Source organism: Pseudomonas sp. AC463, from assembly GCF_979253585.1.
In genome coordinates this window covers 60,186-77,195 of record NZ_CEEDDZ010000027.1, presented here as the reverse complement: position 1 = coordinate 77,195, position 17,010 = coordinate 60,186, and the positions used below count along the sequence as shown (strand labels likewise).

The 17,010-nt window shown below is 59.4% G+C and carries 18 protein-coding genes and 1 pseudogene; 10 read left to right on the top strand and 9 right to left on the bottom strand.

Annotated features, from left to right (window positions below; all coding sequences use genetic code 11):
• The 5 genes and pseudogenes from AC0IYH_RS26400 to AC0IYH_RS26380 all read left to right on the top strand — a co-directional run.
• The coding region (locus tag AC0IYH_RS26400; protein ID WP_471836990.1) for an RHS repeat domain-containing protein at nt 1-837 on the top strand (837 nt) is incomplete at its 5' end.
• Nucleotides 838-862: 25 nt separating this feature from the next.
• Nucleotides 863-1,261, top strand: coding sequence for a hypothetical protein (locus AC0IYH_RS26395; RefSeq protein WP_471836988.1), 399 nt, complete (start codon nt 863-865; stop codon nt 1,259-1,261).
• Between the two features lie 153 nt (nt 1,262-1,414).
• A pseudogene (locus tag AC0IYH_RS26390) lies at nt 1,415-1,681 on the top strand (scabin-related ADP-ribosyltransferase); the annotation flags it as partial.
• 2 nt (nt 1,682-1,683) lie between these two features.
• Nucleotides 1,684-2,097: a hypothetical protein gene (locus AC0IYH_RS26385; protein WP_471836986.1), complete on the top strand. Its 414-nt coding sequence runs from the start codon at nt 1,684-1,686 to the stop codon at nt 2,095-2,097.
• A gap of 159 nt (nt 2,098-2,256) precedes the next feature.
• Entirely contained in the window at nt 2,257-3,750 is a 1,494-nt protein-coding gene (locus AC0IYH_RS26380) for a hypothetical protein (RefSeq protein ID WP_471836984.1), read from the top strand.
• A gap of 41 nt (nt 3,751-3,791) precedes the next feature.
• On the opposite strand, the gene hemB is transcribed toward AC0IYH_RS26380, so the two are convergent.
• From hemB to AC0IYH_RS26365, 3 genes are all read right to left on the bottom strand, one after another.
• Nucleotides 3,792-4,766, bottom strand: a complete 975-nt coding sequence (gene hemB, locus AC0IYH_RS26375) for a porphobilinogen synthase (RefSeq protein WP_122772793.1) — start codon at nt 4,764-4,766, stop codon at nt 3,792-3,794.
• Nucleotides 4,767-4,881: 115 nt separating this feature from the next.
• Nucleotides 4,882-5,724 carry a PhzF family phenazine biosynthesis protein gene (locus AC0IYH_RS26370; RefSeq protein ID WP_471836982.1) on the bottom strand — a complete coding sequence of 281 codons (843 nt, stop codon included), beginning with the start codon at nt 5,722-5,724 and terminating at the stop codon, nt 4,882-4,884.
• A gap of 3 nt (nt 5,725-5,727) precedes the next feature.
• Entirely contained in the window at nt 5,728-6,426 is a 699-nt protein-coding gene (locus AC0IYH_RS26365) for a glutathione S-transferase N-terminal domain-containing protein (protein ID WP_116630501.1), read from the bottom strand.
• A gap of 252 nt (nt 6,427-6,678) precedes the next feature.
• Between AC0IYH_RS26365 and AC0IYH_RS26360 the strand changes: the two genes are divergently transcribed.
• Nucleotides 6,679-7,383 carry a histidine phosphatase family protein gene (locus tag AC0IYH_RS26360; RefSeq protein WP_471836980.1) on the top strand — a complete coding sequence of 235 codons (705 nt, stop codon included), beginning with the start codon at nt 6,679-6,681 and terminating at the stop codon, nt 7,381-7,383.
• Nucleotides 7,384-7,427: 44 nt separating this feature from the next.
• Nucleotides 7,428-8,483: a permease gene (locus tag AC0IYH_RS26355; protein ID WP_116630573.1), complete on the top strand. Its 1,056-nt coding sequence runs from the start codon at nt 7,428-7,430 to the stop codon at nt 8,481-8,483.
• Between the two features lie 108 nt (nt 8,484-8,591).
• Here the strand turns inward: AC0IYH_RS26355 and mnmH are convergent, their stop codons facing one another.
• The 4 genes from mnmH to AC0IYH_RS26335 form a co-directional block, all read right to left on the bottom strand.
• The gene (gene mnmH / locus AC0IYH_RS26350; protein WP_471836978.1) at nt 8,592-9,686 is read right to left on the bottom strand and encodes a tRNA 2-selenouridine(34) synthase MnmH; all 1,095 of its coding nucleotides are present in this window, start codon (nt 9,684-9,686) and stop codon (nt 8,592-8,594) included.
• A complete protein-coding gene (gene selD, locus AC0IYH_RS26345) occupies nt 9,686-10,720 on the bottom strand; it encodes a selenide, water dikinase SelD (RefSeq protein WP_471836976.1) in 1,035 nt (344 codons plus the stop codon). The genes mnmH and selD overlap by 1 nt, the downstream gene beginning before the upstream one ends.
• 94 nt (nt 10,721-10,814) lie before the next feature.
• Nucleotides 10,815-11,564, bottom strand: a complete 750-nt coding sequence (locus AC0IYH_RS26340; protein ID WP_032886672.1) for a TerC family protein — start codon at nt 11,562-11,564, stop codon at nt 10,815-10,817.
• 28 nt (nt 11,565-11,592) lie between these two features.
• Nucleotides 11,593-11,838: a hypothetical protein gene (locus tag AC0IYH_RS26335; RefSeq protein WP_116630505.1), complete on the bottom strand. Its 246-nt coding sequence runs from the start codon at nt 11,836-11,838 to the stop codon at nt 11,593-11,595.
• A gap of 134 nt (nt 11,839-11,972) precedes the next feature.
• Here AC0IYH_RS26335 and nhaR point away from each other — a divergent pair, with 134 nt between their 5' ends.
• Entirely contained in the window at nt 11,973-12,875 is a 903-nt protein-coding gene (nhaR, locus tag AC0IYH_RS26330) for a transcriptional activator NhaR (RefSeq protein WP_122772797.1), read from the top strand.
• On the opposite strand, the gene AC0IYH_RS26325 is transcribed toward nhaR, so the two are convergent.
• Nucleotides 12,859-14,019 (bottom strand): MFS transporter, encoded by a 1,161-nt coding sequence (locus AC0IYH_RS26325; RefSeq protein ID WP_116630507.1) that lies wholly within the window; start codon nt 14,017-14,019, stop codon nt 12,859-12,861. The two genes, nhaR and AC0IYH_RS26325, sit on opposite strands and share 17 nt — an antisense overlap.
• 242 nt (nt 14,020-14,261) lie before the next feature.
• On the opposite strand from AC0IYH_RS26325, the gene sstT reads away from it, so the two are divergent.
• Nucleotides 14,262-15,482: a serine/threonine transporter SstT gene (sstT, locus tag AC0IYH_RS26320; RefSeq protein WP_116630508.1), complete on the top strand. Its 1,221-nt coding sequence runs from the start codon at nt 14,262-14,264 to the stop codon at nt 15,480-15,482.
• A 69-nt stretch (nt 15,483-15,551) separates the two neighbouring features.
• Here sstT and AC0IYH_RS26315 read toward each other — a convergent pair whose 3' ends face one another.
• On the bottom strand, nt 15,552-16,061 hold the full coding sequence (locus AC0IYH_RS26315) for a DUF1993 domain-containing protein (protein ID WP_116630509.1): 510 nt from the start codon (nt 16,059-16,061) through the stop codon (nt 15,552-15,554).
• A gap of 115 nt (nt 16,062-16,176) precedes the next feature.
• Between AC0IYH_RS26315 and AC0IYH_RS26310 the strand changes: the two genes are divergently transcribed.
• The gene (locus tag AC0IYH_RS26310; RefSeq protein WP_116630510.1) at nt 16,177-16,824 is read left to right on the top strand and encodes a DUF480 domain-containing protein; all 648 of its coding nucleotides are present in this window, start codon (nt 16,177-16,179) and stop codon (nt 16,822-16,824) included.
• Nucleotides 16,825-17,010 lie beyond the last annotated feature (186 nt).

The following is a 17,010-nucleotide window of genomic DNA, read 5'->3' as shown; positions in this document are numbered from 1 at the left end:
GGCACGCCCCAGGAACTGACAACGCCCGACGGCGAAATCGTCTGGTCCGCTCATTACCGCGCCTACGGCGAAATAGCACGCCTAGACGTAGGCAAAGTCGACAACCCACTGCGTTTCCAGGGCCAATACTTCGACCCGGAAAGCGGGCTGCACTACAACCGCCATCGCTACTACAATCCAGATATTGGTCGTTACCTGACGCCAGACCCGGTGAAGCTGGCGGGTGGGATTAACGCGTACCAGTACGTGCCTAACCCTACGGGGTGGGTGGATCCGCTGGGGTTGAACTCTTGCCCTGGTGACAGATGTGAAGCTAACGCGACTCAAGCCCATCCGAAACCAAGCGTTGATGAAGGGTCACCAGCCTTACCTCAACTCGCTCGAACTGAACGACAGGCAAGAATAGATGAACTGACAGAGGCAAATGCAAAACGAAAGGTGATGGGTTGGGAACAAGAATACGACATGCACGCGGTTGAAAAGCACGGCCCAGAAATACTAGATAGGGCGCTGAAACAACGAGCCATAGACGGAACAAATCCAACCACGGGGCGCAGAGGACCAATCAACTCGAGTTCACAATTTAAATCTTGGAAAATGCAGCTTCACGCTGTAAATAAAGCGATGGGTAGAATGCAGGGCAATTCGCAATCTCCGACAAGTTTTGACACGAACGGTAACCCCGTAGTTGTGATTGAATTACCCGACTCCGGACGAGGTTACAAACCTAACAGCAGGGACATAAACAACCCTAAGTATACTGAGAGAATGGACAAAGCGGAAATCAGGCTTGATAAAAATAACCCGACTCGACCATTTACCGCATTTCCTAAGTGAGTAAACAATGTTGAAATGCCCTTTTATGAACACTCCTTACGCCCCTAAAATTTCTCATATATTAGGAGCATTATCTATATATGACCTTGAGGATACAACTGGGGAAAAACTATGGAAATACGACCCTAATAATGAAAAAGACAGGGAAAAAATTATAACGTCTTTTATCCTGAAAGATCTCATGTATCTTTCATACAGGCACCGCTTTGTGTTGATGTCTGCACTCAAAGACGTGCTAGACAGCCCCAACTTCGACTTTGCTAAAGAATTCGAAAGCGATTACGACAAATACATAACTATGGCTTGGGACGAAACACAAATAGCCGACCCCCGAGGCTTCTTCGCCGACATTTATCGTTTAGCCAAGGAGGTGTGGAAAGACGACCTCCAAAAAGCCAGCCTCGAAGACCAATCAACATGGTAAGTCCGCCATCTACCTCACTGACACCTCGCCCCTGTAGCGAGCGAGCTTGCTCGCGTTGGGTCGCGAAGCGGCCCCAGTCAGGAAGGTGCGGTGTTTCAGGTAGATTGGCGGTACCGGGCTTGAGGCTGCTGCACAGCCCAACGCGATCCGCCAAGCAACTTAATTAGCACATCGCCATCTCGTTCAGTGGGGATAACTTTTGCTACCAGCTACGGATCGAAAAAAGGCTACCTATACACTCTTAAAAGCATTGAGGGCCATGATATAAATATGGAACTAGGAAAACAAACACCTTACCCAAAAGAACAGGAGTTTGCTATTCATCATAAAATCAGTACGACGGACATCTTAGGTGCCACTCCTGTAAGGTCCGACGGAAGCTATGTAGGCTACTCAATCCCAAACCCGAACAGGAAATAGAAATGGAAACAAAAAAAATAAGCATGTTAGTTAACAATGAACAAATAGAGGGCACTGTAAAATACGATGCAGCAAAAATAGAAATGATGTTTTCAGAAGCTGAAAACTTTAAAAAAATTTATGAAGGAAGGGACATTTATTTTTGCTTTGCAAAAATAAGATCCGAATTCCCACACATAACTTTTTTATGCAAAGGCGCTAAAATAAATGTAAGGCCTTCACGCATGGCGTCTCAAATGAGCGCCGGACTTGTTGCATACGAAATGACTTTAGGCAAACAAGCTACCGAAAAAGATATCGTTCATATATTCGATTACGAAGACCACAACCTTACAAACAACCCACAAGATCAGACTGACTTTTTCAAAAAATGGCTGGCATCATTAGGCGCACAAGATTATGAAAAATTCGACTAGCCCCTCCGATAACCCCTCACCAACGCCATCCAAAACCGCATACCACAAAACCACCAAAATAAAACCTGTCAACTCTTACAGTTGCGCCCGCTTTTCTTAATTGATTAGCTGACATCCACACGCCTACCGGCCTTCACTCTCTCCAGAAAGGGGGGATTTATGTCAGCAGAGCTCTACACAGAGTGGGCAGGACCGCTTCAAGGCTATACCGCCAGTGACTATCTATATGGCCACGACGGCCCTTGGCCTAAAACCAATACGCTAGTCCCCGAACTGCCCGCCATGATTAAAAAAGTCCCCAAGGCCCAGTTGGAGGATTTCCGCCTCAATGTCGTGTCCCACTACCTCAAAACCCTGAAGTCCGGTCGCCTCAAGATAATCCTCAAGATGCTTGCGGGTGATCACAAACTGCAGCCGGTGCCCGACCGGTTATTCGTAGAACAACTGTTTTATGGCACGCTCAGCAAATTGCTGACGCCAGTTGGGCTGCAGGACGTTGCTGAGTTCCCCGGGTTGCTCAACCCCGATGATTTGTTGGATAGCGAGGGCGAACCCAAGTATTTGAAGATCGACACGCTGAGCATGAATCGCGTCGATCCGCTGCACGGTGTCTACTCGGCCCCCAGCTTGACCCTGTTCAAACGTGAGCCCGATCACTCGGGGACCGCGCTGGCGATCAAGATAAACGGCCTGGTCTTAACCCCTGACGAAAAAAACGCCTGGGAGCTTGCCAAGTATTTTGTATTTCAAGGTGCCCTGTGCGTGATCACCCTGGTGACTCACCCACGGGTACATTTCCCGATGGACGCCATCAGCGCAATCAGCTTGACCGCACTGCCCCAACAGCATTTGTTGTTCAAGCTGATCGCCCCGCATACGCGGATCCAACTGGCGATCAACCAGGCCGTTTCGCTACTGCCCTACTCCGTCGCGCACAACAACCAGTTCCTGCCGTACACGCCGTACCCGGGCTGGGGAAATATTCCGATTATCGAAGACGGTCGCGGCTGGACCGGGCATATGACCGATGCGTTTTCCGGTATCGCGGGTAACACCTGTTATCCGCCATATACATACCTCTTGGCGCCGGAAAAAGTCTGGTCAGATTTCGATGAATTTCTTCGTAGTTATTACAAGGTCATTTTGGATTTCGTGAGCACGGTAGTTGCGCGAATAGACATTGACGATCCGGCAATCACTTACTGGAGCAATGCCATTGCGGCCTGGGTCACCGGTTTCCCCGATCATCAACGCATACGCGAAGGAGATACCTTGGCCAGGGTGATCGCCTCATTTATCTGGGACGTGACCGTCGCCCACTCGGCCGATCACGGTGCCATGGGCCATTACCAGCAGAATGCATTTGCCTTGCGGCTGCGCGTACCCGCGCCGACCAGCAAGACGATGCCGCCCATCAACCGAAGAAAGTTGGTGACCTTTGGCGATACATTGCGCAATCGCCTGTGCTTTGAAATGTACTTCGGCCCGCCCCGCGGCTCGGGGCATTTATACGACACCTGGTATGGCTTCAACGACCCGGAAATGGATCAGTTGAACACCCGATTTCTGCACGACCTGCAGAGCGTGGATGAGAGCCTGACATGCCGCCGCTTTATAAAACTTAAGGATATAGCGCGCAGTATCAACTTCTGAAGTGGGCGTGCTTTTCCAACCGAAAAGCACGCCCGCCCACATCAAATACCCGCCAACGCCAGGTCCATCGCAAAGTAGGTGAAGATCAGGTCCGCACCCGCGCGCTTGATCGAACCCAGGGTTTCACGCACCACCCGATCTTCATCAATAGCACCCGCCTGGGCGCCGAACTTGATCATCGCGTACTCGCCACTCACCTGGTACGCCGCCACCGGCAGGCGCGACGCCTCGCGGATGTCGCGGATGATGTCGAGGTAAGCACCGGCCGGCTTGACCATCAGCGCATCGGCGCCTTCCTGTTCGTCCAGCAGCGATTCGCGCACGGCTTCGCGGCGGTTCATCGGGTTCATCTGGTAGCTTTTGCGGTCGCCCTTGAGCGCGCTGCCGCCGGCTTCTCGGAACGGGCCATAGAGGGCCGAGGCGAACTTGGTCGAGTAGGCCATGATCGGGATATGGGTGAAGCCGGCGTCATCCAGGGCGCGGCGGATCGCCTGGACCTGCCCGTCCATCGCCGCGGACGGTGCAATCACATCCGCACCGGCGCGGGCAGCCGCGACGGCTTGCTTGCCGAGGTTGACCAGGGTCACGTCATTATCGACATGCGCGCCGTGCATCACGCCGCAGTGGCCGTGGTCGGTGTATTCGCAGAAGCAGGTGTCGGACATCACGATCATTTCCGGCACCGCGTCCTTGATGATCGAGGACATGCGCGACACCAGGCCGCGCTCCTTCCAGGTGTCGCTGCCGTTGGCATCCAGGTGGTGGGACACGCCAAAGGTCATCACCGACTTGATGCCGGCGCGGGCAAAACGCTCGATCTCGCTGGCCAGTTTCTTCTCGGGGATACGCTGCACGCCGGGCATGCTGGTGATCGGCACGAAGTCGTCGATTTCTTCTTCGACAAAAATCGGCAACACCAGGTCGTTGAGGGTGAACTCGGTTTCCTGGAACAGGCCACGCAGCTCCGGGGAGCGGCGCAGGCGGCGTGGGCGGGCTTGGGGAAACTGGCTGGTCATGGCTGTCCTGAAAAAGAGGGAAAACTTTGGAGCGAAAGCTTATGCCCCTTGGCCCCGGCATTACAAACGCCAAGGGGCCAACAGTGTATTGCGCGGGCCGTAACAATTTATTGATCTAGAGCTGCAGGCGCCCTTCGATGCACACCGCAACGGCGCCACCGACCCAGATTTCATCGCCCTGGCGCTCGACGCTGATACGCCCCGCACGCCCCATGGCCGTGCCCTGGCTGACTACGTAGCGTTCAGGCGCGAGGCCCTCGCCCAGCAACCATTGCGCAACACCGGCGTTCAAGCTGCCGGTGGCCGGGTCTTCCTGGGCGCCGTCGCCTGCGACAAAGGCACGCACTTCAAACTGCGTTTCCACCTCGTCACGCGCGGGGTCGCAGGGGGCGATCACGCCCACGGCCAGCCCCAGCAGCTGCGAGTAATCCGGCTGCAACGCCAGCACCTGATTGCGCTCGGCCAGCATCAATGCCAACCAACCTGCGCCGTTGTCCACCCACTGGCTGCGTACAATCGCCCCCGGCTCCAGGCCCAAGCCCAGGCGCACGCGCTCCAGCAATGCCGCGTCCACGGCACCGGAGCGCAGCAACGGCGGCGCGATAAAGGCCAGTTCGTCACCCTGGCGGCGGATGCGCACCAGGCCGATTTCACATTCCTGAAGGATCTCTTCGCCTTTGGGCACACCGCCGGCCTGCAGCCAGGCATGGCAACTGCCCAGGGTGGGGTGCCCGGCGAATGGCAGCTCCTTGAGGGTGGTGAAAATTCGCACCCGGTAGTCAGCCCGCGGATCGCGGGGCGTGAGTAAAAACGTGGTTTCACTGAGGTTGGTCCAGCGGGCGAAATCCGCCATCTGCCGCTCACTGAAGCTGTCAGCGCCCAGCACCACCGCCAGCGGGTTGCCCTTGAGCGGCACCGGGCTGAACACGTCCAGTTGCTTGAAATCAAAAGTCGGCATGCGTCAGCTCGGAATATTCAGGCCACGGATCACCGCCGGCCGGGCGACAAAGCCGTCCAGCGCGCGCAGCACGTTAGGGAAGTCGGCAATGCCGACGATGTCGCCGGATTCGTAGAAGCCGATCAAGTTGCGAATCCACGGGAAGGTGGCGATATCCGCGATGCTGTACTCGTCGCCCATGATCCAGGTGCGGCCCAGCAGGCGTTTTTCCAGCACATCGAGCAGGCGTCTGGACTCGGCGGCATAGCGGTCGCGGGGGCGTTTGTCCTCGTAGGCCTTGCCGGCGAATTTGTTGAAGAACCCCAGCTGGCCGAACATCGGGCCGATGCCGCCCATCTGGAACATCAGCCACTGAATGGTTTCATAACGTGTCGCAGGATCTTCAGAGAGCAACTGGCTGGTTTTTTCCGCCAGGTAGATGAGGATCGCACCCGACTCAAACAGCGCTAAAGGCTGGCCGGCCGGGCCGTCGGGGTCGATGATGGCGGGGATTTTGTTGTTCGGGTTCAGGGACAGAAACTCGGGCGACAACTGGTCCTGGGTGTCGAAACTGACCTTGTGCGCCTCGTAAGGCAGGCCCAGTTCCTCGAGCATGATCGAAACCTTTACCCCGTTGGGCGTGGGCAGCGAGTAGAGTTGCAGGCGCTCGGGATGCTGGGCGGGCCATTTGGTGTTGATCGGGAAGGCGGCGATTGGGTTCATCGGGAAGTCCCTCGGCAGAAAGCCCCCATCATAGTCATCTGCCTCGCGTCCTGCATGGTTCATCAATGCGCAACATCGGCGGGCTATTGTCCTGCGCAGGCGAACCAATAAGCCCGCGTAGACTCTTAGTTGCGCAGTTACGGTGAATGGAGGCACCTCGCTATATCGACAGGGAACAACCGCAGCACGCCGGATGCGTACTGGGGCCGGGCTTGTCCGCCTTAACTCGATGCACCGAAGACTCGACACCCAATGACCATCAAGCCTCCTCTGTGCCTTGTGCGGCGCCTGAAACGCTATTCATACATCATGTTGCCGCTATTGCTGGTTGGCGGCGCCATCGGCCTGACCCTGGAGTCGCGCACCAGCCGTGCCGAGCAAGTGGACGGCGTGCAAACCCTGGTATTCCTGCGCCACGGCGAAAAACCCCTCGGCGGCCTGGGCCAGCTCAATTGCCAGGGCCTCAACCGTGCCATGAACCTCGCCACGGTATTGCCGGAAAAATTCGGCAAGGCCGACTTCGTGTTCGCCGCAAACCCGACGCGCAATGTCGAGGAAGGCGAGCTGGACAATTCCTACAGCTACATTCGGCCGTTGATGACCATCAGCCCCAGCGCCATCAAATTGGGCCTGCCGGTGAACATCAAGTTCTCGGCGAATGACACCAGCGCCCTCGCCGACGAACTGGTCGAGGACAAGTACCACAACGCCACCATCTACACCGCCTGGTCCCATGGCTACCTGCCGGAGTTGATCAACAAGGTGGCCAGCGAAGCGTCGGGCGAAAAACACACCATCACCGACGACTGGTCCGGCAGCGACTACGACACCCTGTATGTACTGACGTTGACCTGGCATAACGGCAAGGCCTCGCTGCTCAGCCGCAACTACAAGCAAGGCCTGAACAACGGCGAAGAAACCTGTCCGGAACCCACGCAGGTGAGTGCTGACAGCTGAGGGCGTATGATGCGCCGCTATTGACTCATCTGCGGATCATCACCATGCCCAACCTCACCTCCACCCAGCCCAATCGGGGCTGGTCCTTCTGGTGGAAACCTGCGCTGTTCCTGCTGGTCGCCTGTGTCGGCCTTTACTACGTGAAGTGGTCGCCCTACTACCTCAAGGCCTTTGTGGCCGCCGATAACCACAGCATCGGCGCCTCGATTCTCAATGATCAGCAAAGCTCGCCCCTGGCGGCGGCACTGGCGTATGCCCAGGTGTATTTCCTGGCGATCTGGAAGGCCGCCGTGCTGGCGGTGATTCTCGGTTCGCTGCTGCAGGTGTTGATCCCCCGCGACTGGTTGCTGCGCCTGTTTGGCCGTGCCGGCCTGGGGTCGACCCTGCGCGGCGGGCTGTTCGCCCTGCCGGGGATGATGTGCAGTTGCTGCGCCGCACCGGTGGCGGCGGGTATGCGCCGCCAGCAGGTGTCGGTGGGCGCGGCGCTGGCGTTCTGGATCGCCAACCCGGTGCTGAACCCGGCGACGCTGGTGTTCATGGGCTTTGTGCTGGGCTGGGGCTTTACCGCCTTGCGGCTGGTGGCGGGTATCGTGCTGGTGGTGGGCGTGTCCCTGGTGGCGCAGCGCATTGCTCGGCCGGAACAGGTGCCGGAAGCGGCGCTGGAGGCGGTTGCAGACGTCAGCACTGTGGAGTCGCAACCCTTCCTGAGCCGCTGGTTACGCACCCTGTGGCAATTGTTCTGGAGCACCATCCCGGTGTATATCCTGGCGGTGCTGGTGTTGGGCGCGGCACGGGTGTGGCTGTTCCCCCATGTGGACGGCGCGATGGCCAACAGCCTGGTGTGGTTGGTGCCGTTGGCGATTGTCGGCACGCTGTTCGTGATTCCTACAGCGGCAGAGATTCCCATCGTACAAACCATGATGACCCTGGGCATGGGCACCGGCCCGGCCGTGGCCCTGCTGATGACCCTGCCGAGCGTGAGCCTGCCGTCGCTGTTGATGCTGCGCAAGGATTTCGATACGCGGGTGCTGGTGACGGTGGCCGGGTTGACCATGCTGGTCGGGGTGGTGTGTGGACTGATCGGGGCGGTGATTCTTTAGGTTTGGGTAGCGCTTAGGGCCTCATCGGGGGCAAGCCCCCTCCCACATTTTGATTTGTACATACATTCAAATGTGCGAGCTGGCTTGCTTGCGATGGCGCCCGAAAGGTCACCCCACCCTTTCGCGCAGGTAATCCACCACCGCGCCTTGGTCCCCCGAAAACTCGATCCGTGCGCCTTTGCTTTCACGCTGGAAGGCGTACATCGGGTCGTAATACTCGCGCAACAACCCCTCGATCCAGCCACGGTGCAAGTCCACGGCGCCGCTGCGCGCCTGTTCCGCCAGGGCGTCCTGCATGATCGCCTGCAAGCGCTGGAAGCGTTCGCCACCCAGGCGCTTGTGGATATTGGCGAGGCTTTGGGTCAGACGCTCGGCAAACAGCGCCTGGCCCCGCTCGCCGAACACCGCGATAAATTCTGCGCACAGATCCACCACGTAATCACGCAGGATCCGCTCGACGCGCCCTTCAACGCTGTCTTCCAGCCATACCATCGGAAAGGCTTGCATGCCCCGGTGCAGCGGCAACGGCAGCGCGCAACTGCCGATCATGCGGCTTTCGTCCTCGACCACGAACTGCTCGAGGCCGGCCGCGCGTTTTTTCAGCAGGTCCACCGCCAAGCGGTTTTCGAAGTCGATGTTGGACGGCTGCGTGGTCGCACGTTTGCCGAAGCTGGAGCCGCGGTGGTTGGCGTGGCCTTCCAGGTCCAGGGCATTGCGCAGCTGGCCGAGGACTTCGGTCTTGCCAGTGCCGGTCATGCCGCCAAGCAACACGAAATCACACTGGGCCGTGGCCTGCTCGATGGTGTCCACCAGGAATGTGCGCATGGCCTTGTAACCACCGCCAACGCGCGGGTAATCGATACCGGCTTCGGTCTTCAGCCATTGCTGCACGATCTGCGAGCGCAGCCCGCCGCGAAAGCAATACAGGTAACCCTCGGGGTTGGCCTGGGCAAACTGCGCCCACTGCGCGATGCGATCCGCCTTGATCGCGCCGGACACCAGCTCATGCCCCAGCACAATGGCCGCCTGCTGGCCCTGCTGCTTGTAGCAGGTGCCGACGTGCTGGCGCTCGGCGTCGGTCATCAGCGGCAGGTTGATGACGCCCGGGAAGGCGCCTTTGGCGAATTCGACCGGCGCGCGGGTATCCATCATCGGCCGGTCGTTGAGGAAGATACTGCGGTAGTCGGTGATGTCAGTTGCCATCAAAACACCTCTACCGCGTGGGTCTGTCGCTCAACCAGCGCGCCGATCGGCTCCAGGCTCAGGCCCAGCTCGGCGGCCACCGCGTGGAATTCGGCGTCGCCCTCAGGCGTCACGGCAATCAACAGGCCACCGCTGGTCTGCGGGTCGCACAGCACGCGCTTGTGCAGCTCTTGCAGGCGCCCGACTTTGCTTGAGTAGCTGTCGAAGTTACGCAAGGTGCCGCCGGGCATGCAGCCCTGGTCCAGGTAGTCTTCGATCCCTGGCAGGCGTGGGACTTTGGCGTATTCGATGCGGGCCGTTACGCCGCTGCCGTCGGCCATTTCCACCAGGTGGCCCAGCAGGCCGAAACCGGTGACATCAGTCATCGCCGTCACCCCTGCCAACTTGCCGAAACGGCTGCCCGGCTTGTTGAGCGTGCACATCCAGTCACGCGCCAGGCCGATATCCGCCTCGCGCAGCTTGCCTTTCTTTTCGGCGGTGGTGAGGATGCCGATGCCCAAGGGTTTGGTCAGGTACAGCTGGCAGCCGACGGTGGCGGTGTCGTTGCGCTTCATATGGCGCTTTTGCACGATGCCGGTCACTGCCAGGCCGAAGATTGGCTCGGGAGCGTCGATGGAGTGCCCGCCCGCCAGGGGGATACCGGCTTCGTCGCACACCGAGCGGCCGCCACGGATCACTTCGCGGGCCACTTCCGGCGCCAGCACGTTCACCGGCCAGCCCAGAATGGCGATGGCCATCAGCGGGTCGCCGCCCATGGCGTAAATGTCGCTGATGGCATTGGTGGCGGCGATGCGGCCAAAGTCGAAGGGGTCATCGACAATCGGCATGAAAAAGTCAGTGGTGGAGACCACCCCGCGCTCGTCGTCGATGGCGTACACCGCCGCGTCGTCGCGGGAGGCGTTGCCCACCCACAGGTTGGGGTCGAGGTTCTGCGCGCCGCTGCCGGCGAGGATAACTTCCAGCACCTGGGGCGAGATCTTGCAGCCGCAACCCGCGCCGTGGCTGTATTGGGTAAGGCGAATCGGCTCGTTCATGGTGGACCTCAAGCTATCAAGTGCGCGGATTCTAACAGACAGCAAAAAGCCGGCTGGGCTCTTGTGAACCCAGCCGGCTTGTTTGTTTCAGCGCTTACTGGCGGGCAGCGAGCAAACGCTTGTGGCGGTTACGCCGGGCGATGTTCAGGCACTCGATCGCCGCCGAGAAGGCCATGGCCGCGTACACATAGCCTTTCGGCACATGGGCGCCGAAGCCTTCGGCGATCAGCGTCATGCCGATCATGATCAGGAAGCCCAGGGCCAGCATCACCACGGTCGGGTTGTCGTTGATGAACTTGGCCAGCGGCTCGGCCGCTACCAGCATCACGATCACCGAGGTCACCACGGCAATGATCATAATCGGCAAGTGCTCGGTCATGCCCACGGCGGTAATGATGCTGTCGATGGAGAACACCAGGTCAAGCAACAGGATCTGCCCGATGGCGGCGGCAAAACCGATGGCCACGGTGTTGCCGACGCTGGCCTTCTCTTCCGGCTCCGGGTCCATGCTGTGGTGGATCTCGGTGGTGGCCTTCCACACCAGGAACAGGCCACCGGCGATCAGGATCATGTCCTTCCACGAAAACGCCTGGCCCAGCACCTCGAACACCGGCGCGGTCAGTTGCACGATAAATGCGATGGTGCTCAACAGGCCAAGACGCAGGATCAACGCCATGCTGATACCGATGCGCCGGGCCTTGGCCCGATGCTGCTCGGGCAGCTTGTTGGTGAGGATCGAGATGAAGATCAGGTTATCGATGCCCAGCACGATTTCCATCACGATCAAGGTGGCCAGAGCCACCCAGGCGGTGGGGCTGGCGGCCAGTTGTAAAAGGTAATCCATAGGTCAGTCCTGACGTTGTACTGGGAAATTAGGCTTCTTTGTTACTGTTCGATTCTTCCTGCTCGTCTTCCTGCTTTTCAGGACTGATCAAGCCGTTTGTCGCTTCACTCAACGCCTGCTCGGCGGCCTTGTGGGTGTCGTCGATCGCCTGCTTGGCCGATTCGGTGGCTTTGCCCAGCACCTGTTGGGCGCTTTTTTCGACCTGATCACAACCGCTGATCATCACCAATGAAAGCGCAAGCAACGACGCCGCGCCGAGAGAATTGAGTTTCATGATGTATTCCTCGTTAGAACCATTGGGTCCAAATAGTGGCCCCGCGATAGCGAGGCATTCTATGCAGGCGAACAGTTCAGGAAAATTCGTATTTTTCTCGCGTATACTTCGATTTTTACGAAGTGTAGACCGCCGTGCTCAATTATCGACAACTGCACTACTTCTGGGTCGTGGCCAAGACCGGCAGCATCGTGCGCGCCTGTGAGCAACTGAACCTCACGCCCCAGACCATCAGCGGGCAGATCAGCCTGTTGGAACACACCTATGGCATCGCTTTGTTTCAGCGCGTCGGTCGTCAGCTGGAATTGACCGAAGCCGGGCGCCAGGCCCTGCCCTACGCCGAGCAGATGTTCCAGACCGGCAATGAACTGGAAGCGATGTTACGCGCGCAGCCCAACGAACAGCAGATCGTGTTTCGGGTCGGGGTCGCGGATGTGGTGCCCAAGTCCATCGTTTACCGGCTGATCGCGCCGACCATGGAGCTCAGCGAGCCGATCCGCATCACCTGCCGTGAAGACAAACTCGAACGGTTATTGGCTGACTTGGCGATCCAGCGCCTGGACTTGGTGATTTCCGACAGCCCCATGCCCACGCACCTGGACATCAAGGGCTACAGCCAGAAACTCGGGGAATGTGGCATCAGCTTTTTCGCCACCCAGGCATTGGCTGACCGCTACGGCGGCGACTTCCCACAGTGCCTGCATGGCGCGCCGCTGTTGATCCCCGGCGCCGAAACCGTGGTGCGCAGCCGTTTGCAGCGTTGGTTTGCCGAGCAGCAGATCCAACCCAAAATCATTGGTGAGTTCGACGACAGCGCCCTGATGCAGGCCTTCGGGCAATCCGGCAGCGGGATTTTCATCGCCCCCAGCGTGATCGCCGAAGAGGTGGTGCGCCAGTACGGTGTGGCGCTGATCGGCCAGACCGATGCGGTCACCGAGTCGTTCTATGCGATCTCGGTAGAGCGCAAGGTCAAGCACCCCGGCATCGTGGCGATTACCGAAGGTGCCCGACGCGAGCTGTTTACCGCCCTGCCGTAAAGGCTGGTTGCTTGGCGGTCATCAACCACAGTGCCAGCAGGATCGACACCAGGATAAACCCGGACGCGGCAAAACCCAGGCTACCCAGGCCGAAGGTGTCGATCACATGCCCACCGACCAATGCGCCCAGGCCAATCCCCAGGTTGGCCCCGGCGATGTTCAGCGACGCCGCGAACGCCGGCGCATGGGGCGCGGCCTTCATCAGCCGCACGTGGCTGACCAGGAACAGTGCCGCCTGGGTCACCCCCCACACGGCCATCGCCGCTGCCAGGCCGATGGTGGAGTGAATCGCCGGCACCAGCGCGACCATGCCCGCGATCATGAAGCCGCAGAACACCATGGATGCGATCAACGGGTGGCGGTCCACCGCGCGCCCGCCGAGGGAGTTGCCGAGCAAGCCCACCGCGCCGAAGCCCATCAGGCACCAGCCCACCAGCGTGCCGTCGAAGCCGGCCAGGCGCTCAAGGATGTCCGCCAGGTAGGTGTAGGCGGTGAACATGCCGCTGAACACCAGGATCGACAGCAGGATATGACCCTGCATCAGCGGATTACGCAGGATTTTGAACTGCGAACGCAGGGTGACCTGATCATTTTTCGGTTGGGTCACCGGCAGGTAGATAAACAGCAGCAACGCCTTGGCCAGCGCCACCACCGCGAGGATGGCAAACGCGGTGCGCCAGCCGAACATATCCGAAATCAGCGTGCCCACCGGGATGCCGAACACCGTGGCGCACACGATGCCGAAGCCGATTTTTTCAATGGCGCGCCCGGCGTATTCGGGGCCCACGATATCCACCGCGGTTTCACTGGCCAGGGCCCAGAACACCGGCAGGCCCAGCGCGGGGATCAACCGGGCGACAGCCATCACCCAGATATTCGGCGCCAGGGCCGCCACGGTATTGGCCACGCCAAACATAATGAGAATGCTGATAAACAGGCGTTTGCGTGGGAAACGTGCGAAGTACGCCGTAAGAAAAGGCCCGAAGGCCGCCACGGTAAACGCGAACAGCGTCACCAGCAGCCCGGCTTGGGACACACTGACGTTCAAGTCTCGAGCGATGGACGGCAGCAGCCCGACAATAACGAACTCTGTGGTCAGCACGGTAAAGCCGGCGGCCGACAGCAGCAGGATGGGAAACAGCATGAAAACTCCAGAAACAACGACATCAACGACAGCCCGAAGGGCCCGCTGACAGAGAGGAAAGATGAGAGGGCAGAATCTTAACAGAACATGTCCGGATTTGGCCAAACCCAGCCGGCACGGGTGACGCAATGCCGCACCGGGCGGGAGCCTTCGAGCAGCATGCTAGACTCCGCGACCTGCTTCCTACGGAGCTTTCCGCCTGCATTGCTGCGCCCTACCAAAAAAATTAGAGACAAGTGTTTATGACTGCTGCCCCCTCCCCTCTGCAACGACTTATGCGCGTCAGCCTGGTCACCCAAATCGTCATCGGCCTGATCGCCGGTATCCTGCTGGCCTTGCTGCTGCCCGAGGCCGCCAAGGCCACCGGGTTTATCGGCAAGGTGTTTGTCGCCGCGCTCAAGGCCGTGGCGCCGATCCTGGTGTTTGTGCTGGTGATGGCGTCGATCGCCAACCATAAACACGGCCAGGAAACCCATATCAAGCCGATCCTGTTCCTGTACCTGCTGGGCACCTTCGCCGCCGCCGTGGTCGCGGTGATTGCCAGCATGTGGTTCCCCTCCTCGCTGGTACTCGCCACCCATGACGCCACCGTCAGCGCGCCCGGCGGCATCGGCGAGGTCCTGCAAAGCCTGCTGCTGAGCGTGGTGGACAACCCGGTGAGCGCACTGATGAATGCCAACTTCATCGGTATTCTGGCCTGGGCCATCGGCATGGGGATTGCCATTCGCCATGCCGGCGAAACCACCCGCACGGTGCTGGATGACCTGTCCAACGGCGTGACGCTGATCGTACGCGTGGTGATCCGCTTTGCGCCGCTGGGGATCTTTGGCCTGGTGGCATCCACCCTGGCCACTTCCGGTTTTGGCGCCCTGCTCGGCTACGCGCACCTGCTGCTGGTGCTGATCGGCTGCATGCTGTTCGTGGCACTGGTGATCAACCCGGCCATCGTATTCTGGAAACTGCGCCGCAACCCGTACCCGCTGGTGCTGCTGTGCCTGCGCGAAAGCGGTATCACCGCGTTCTTCACTCGCAGTTCGGCGGCCAACATCCCGGTGAACCTGGCGTTGAGCAAACGCCTGGGCCTGCATGAAGACACCTACTCGGTATCGATCCCGCTGGGTGCCACTATCAATATGGCCGGCGCCGCGATCACCATCACCGTGCTGACCCTGGCGGCCGTGCATACCCTGGGCATTGCCGTCGACCTGCCCACGGCGGTGCTGCTCAGTGTGGTCGCGGCCATTTGTGCCTGTGGCGCGTCGGGTGTGGCCGGCGGCTCGCTGCTGCTGATCCCGCTGGCGTGCAGCCTGTTTGGGATTCCGAGTGAAATTGCCATGCAGGTGGTGGCTGTCGGCTTCATCATCGGCGTGCTGCAGGATTCGGCGGAGACTGCGTTAAATTCGTCCACCGATGTGCTGTTTACTGCGGCCGCATGCCTGGGTAAGGAAGAGCAGCCAGCTTAAAAGCCGGACACAAAAAAGCCCGGGGGCGTTCTTCAGTGAACACCCCCGGGCTTTTTTGTATCCGGGTGCTTAGAAAGCGCCCATGTAATCACGCTTGCCCACTTCCACACCGTTATGGCGCAGCAAGGCGTACGCGGTGGTGACGTGGAAGAAGAACTGCGGCAGGCCGTAGGTCAGCAGGTAGGACTGGCCGCTGAAGCGCTTCTCTTTCGGGGTGCCTGGGCGGGTGATGATCTCGATGCCTTCCTTGCCGTCGACTTGCTCGGGCTTGATGGTGTCGACGAATGCCAGGACCTTGGCGATCAGTGCTTGCAGGTCGGCGAAGGTCACTTCGCTGTCTTCGTATTTCGGCACTTCGATCTCGGCCAGGCGCGCGGAAACGCCCTTGGCGAAGTCGACGGCGATCTGCACCTGGCGCACCAGCTGGAACATGTCCGGGAACAGGCGCGCTTGCAGCAGGGCGTTGGGCTCGATGTTCTTGGCGGTGGCGTGGGCTTCGGCTTTGTTCAGCACATCGCTCAGGGCGCTGAGCATTTGCTTGAAGACTGGGATGGAAGCGGCGTACAGGGAAATAGTCATGGCAGTCTCATGGTTAGGGCACGGTTTGAACCAGCGGCGATTATAGACACGCCCGCTGCTTGTCTTTTATTTTTTCGGGCTTACGCTAAGGCCTTCACTGCATAGGGAACGCGCGATGACCGCCGAGCACGACACCGACACCCCTGAGCCGCGCCTGAACAGCACGGAAATCCGCCTCCTGGGCTGCCTGATCGAAAAACAGGCGACCAACCCGGAAACCTATCCCCTGACCCTCAACGCCCTGGTGCTGGCCTGCAACCAGAAGACCAGCCGCGAACCGGTGATGAACCTCAGCCAGGGCCAGGTCGGCCAGAGCCTGCGTGCGCTCGAAGGCCAAGGCTTCACCCGCCTGGTAATGGGCAGCCGCGCCGACCGCTGGGAGCATCGCGTGGACAAGGCGCTGGAGCTGGTGCCGGCCCAGGTGATCCTGACCGGGCTGCTGTTTTTGCGCGGGCCGCAAACCGTCAATGAACTGCTGACCCGCAGCGGGCGCATGCATGATTTTGAAGATGCCGAGCAGGTCGTGCATCAGCTCGAACGCCTGATCGCACGCGGGCTGGCGCTGCTGGTGCCGCGTCAGGCCGGGCAGCGGGAAGATCGTTATACCCATGCGTTGGGCGATCCGGCGGATATCGAGGCGATTATTTCGGCGCGAGGTACTCCCGTGGAGCGTGGCACAGCGGTTTCCGTCGAGCGTATTGAAGAACTGGAAGCCCGGATTGCCGCATTGGAAGAGCGCCTGTCCCAGTTGGAACAGGCATAACACCGTTCAAATGTGGGAGGGGGCTTGCCCCCGATAGCGGTGCACCCGTCACAGATCGATAACCTGTTACCCCGCTCTCTCAGGCGTCCCCCCACAGTAACTATCCCATTAAATTTGTGGTGTTTCTGGCGAGCTTTTACTCGTCAGCCCGGTATTTTTTTACTATTATCGTCCACCTGCGCACTC

What these genes read in the sequence shown, in the direction of transcription:
- AC0IYH_RS26395 (WP_471836988.1), top strand. Translation starts at nt 863, where the DNA reads ATGAACACTCCTTACGCCCCTAAAATTTCTCATATATTAGGAGCATTA.
- AC0IYH_RS26385 (WP_471836986.1), top strand. Translation starts at nt 1,684, where the DNA reads ATGGAAACAAAAAAAATAAGCATGTTAGTTAACAATGAACAAATAGAG.
- AC0IYH_RS26380 (WP_471836984.1), top strand. Translation starts at nt 2,257, where the DNA reads ATGTCAGCAGAGCTCTACACAGAGTGGGCAGGACCGCTTCAAGGCTAT.
- hemB (WP_122772793.1), bottom strand. Translation starts at nt 4,766, where the DNA reads ATGACCAGCCAGTTTCCCCAAGCCCGCCCACGCCGCCTGCGCCGCTCC.
- AC0IYH_RS26370 (WP_471836982.1), bottom strand. Translation starts at nt 5,724, where the DNA reads ATGCCGACTTTTGATTTCAAGCAACTGGACGTGTTCAGCCCGGTGCCG.
- AC0IYH_RS26365 (WP_116630501.1), bottom strand. Translation starts at nt 6,426, where the DNA reads ATGAACCCAATCGCCGCCTTCCCGATCAACACCAAATGGCCCGCCCAG.
- AC0IYH_RS26360 (WP_471836980.1), top strand. Translation starts at nt 6,679, where the DNA reads ATGACCATCAAGCCTCCTCTGTGCCTTGTGCGGCGCCTGAAACGCTAT.
- AC0IYH_RS26355 (WP_116630573.1), top strand. Translation starts at nt 7,428, where the DNA reads ATGCCCAACCTCACCTCCACCCAGCCCAATCGGGGCTGGTCCTTCTGG.
- mnmH (WP_471836978.1), bottom strand. Translation starts at nt 9,686, where the DNA reads ATGGCAACTGACATCACCGACTACCGCAGTATCTTCCTCAACGACCGG.
- selD (WP_471836976.1), bottom strand. Translation starts at nt 10,720, where the DNA reads ATGAACGAGCCGATTCGCCTTACCCAATACAGCCACGGCGCGGGTTGC.
- AC0IYH_RS26340 (WP_032886672.1), bottom strand. Translation starts at nt 11,564, where the DNA reads ATGGATTACCTTTTACAACTGGCCGCCAGCCCCACCGCCTGGGTGGCT.
- AC0IYH_RS26335 (WP_116630505.1), bottom strand. Translation starts at nt 11,838, where the DNA reads ATGAAACTCAATTCTCTCGGCGCGGCGTCGTTGCTTGCGCTTTCATTG.
- AC0IYH_RS26325 (WP_116630507.1), bottom strand. Translation starts at nt 14,019, where the DNA reads ATGCTGTTTCCCATCCTGCTGCTGTCGGCCGCCGGCTTTACCGTGCTG.
- sstT (WP_116630508.1), top strand. Translation starts at nt 14,262, where the DNA reads ATGACTGCTGCCCCCTCCCCTCTGCAACGACTTATGCGCGTCAGCCTG.
- AC0IYH_RS26315 (WP_116630509.1), bottom strand. Translation starts at nt 16,061, where the DNA reads ATGACTATTTCCCTGTACGCCGCTTCCATCCCAGTCTTCAAGCAAATG.
- AC0IYH_RS26310 (WP_116630510.1), top strand. Translation starts at nt 16,177, where the DNA reads ATGACCGCCGAGCACGACACCGACACCCCTGAGCCGCGCCTGAACAGC.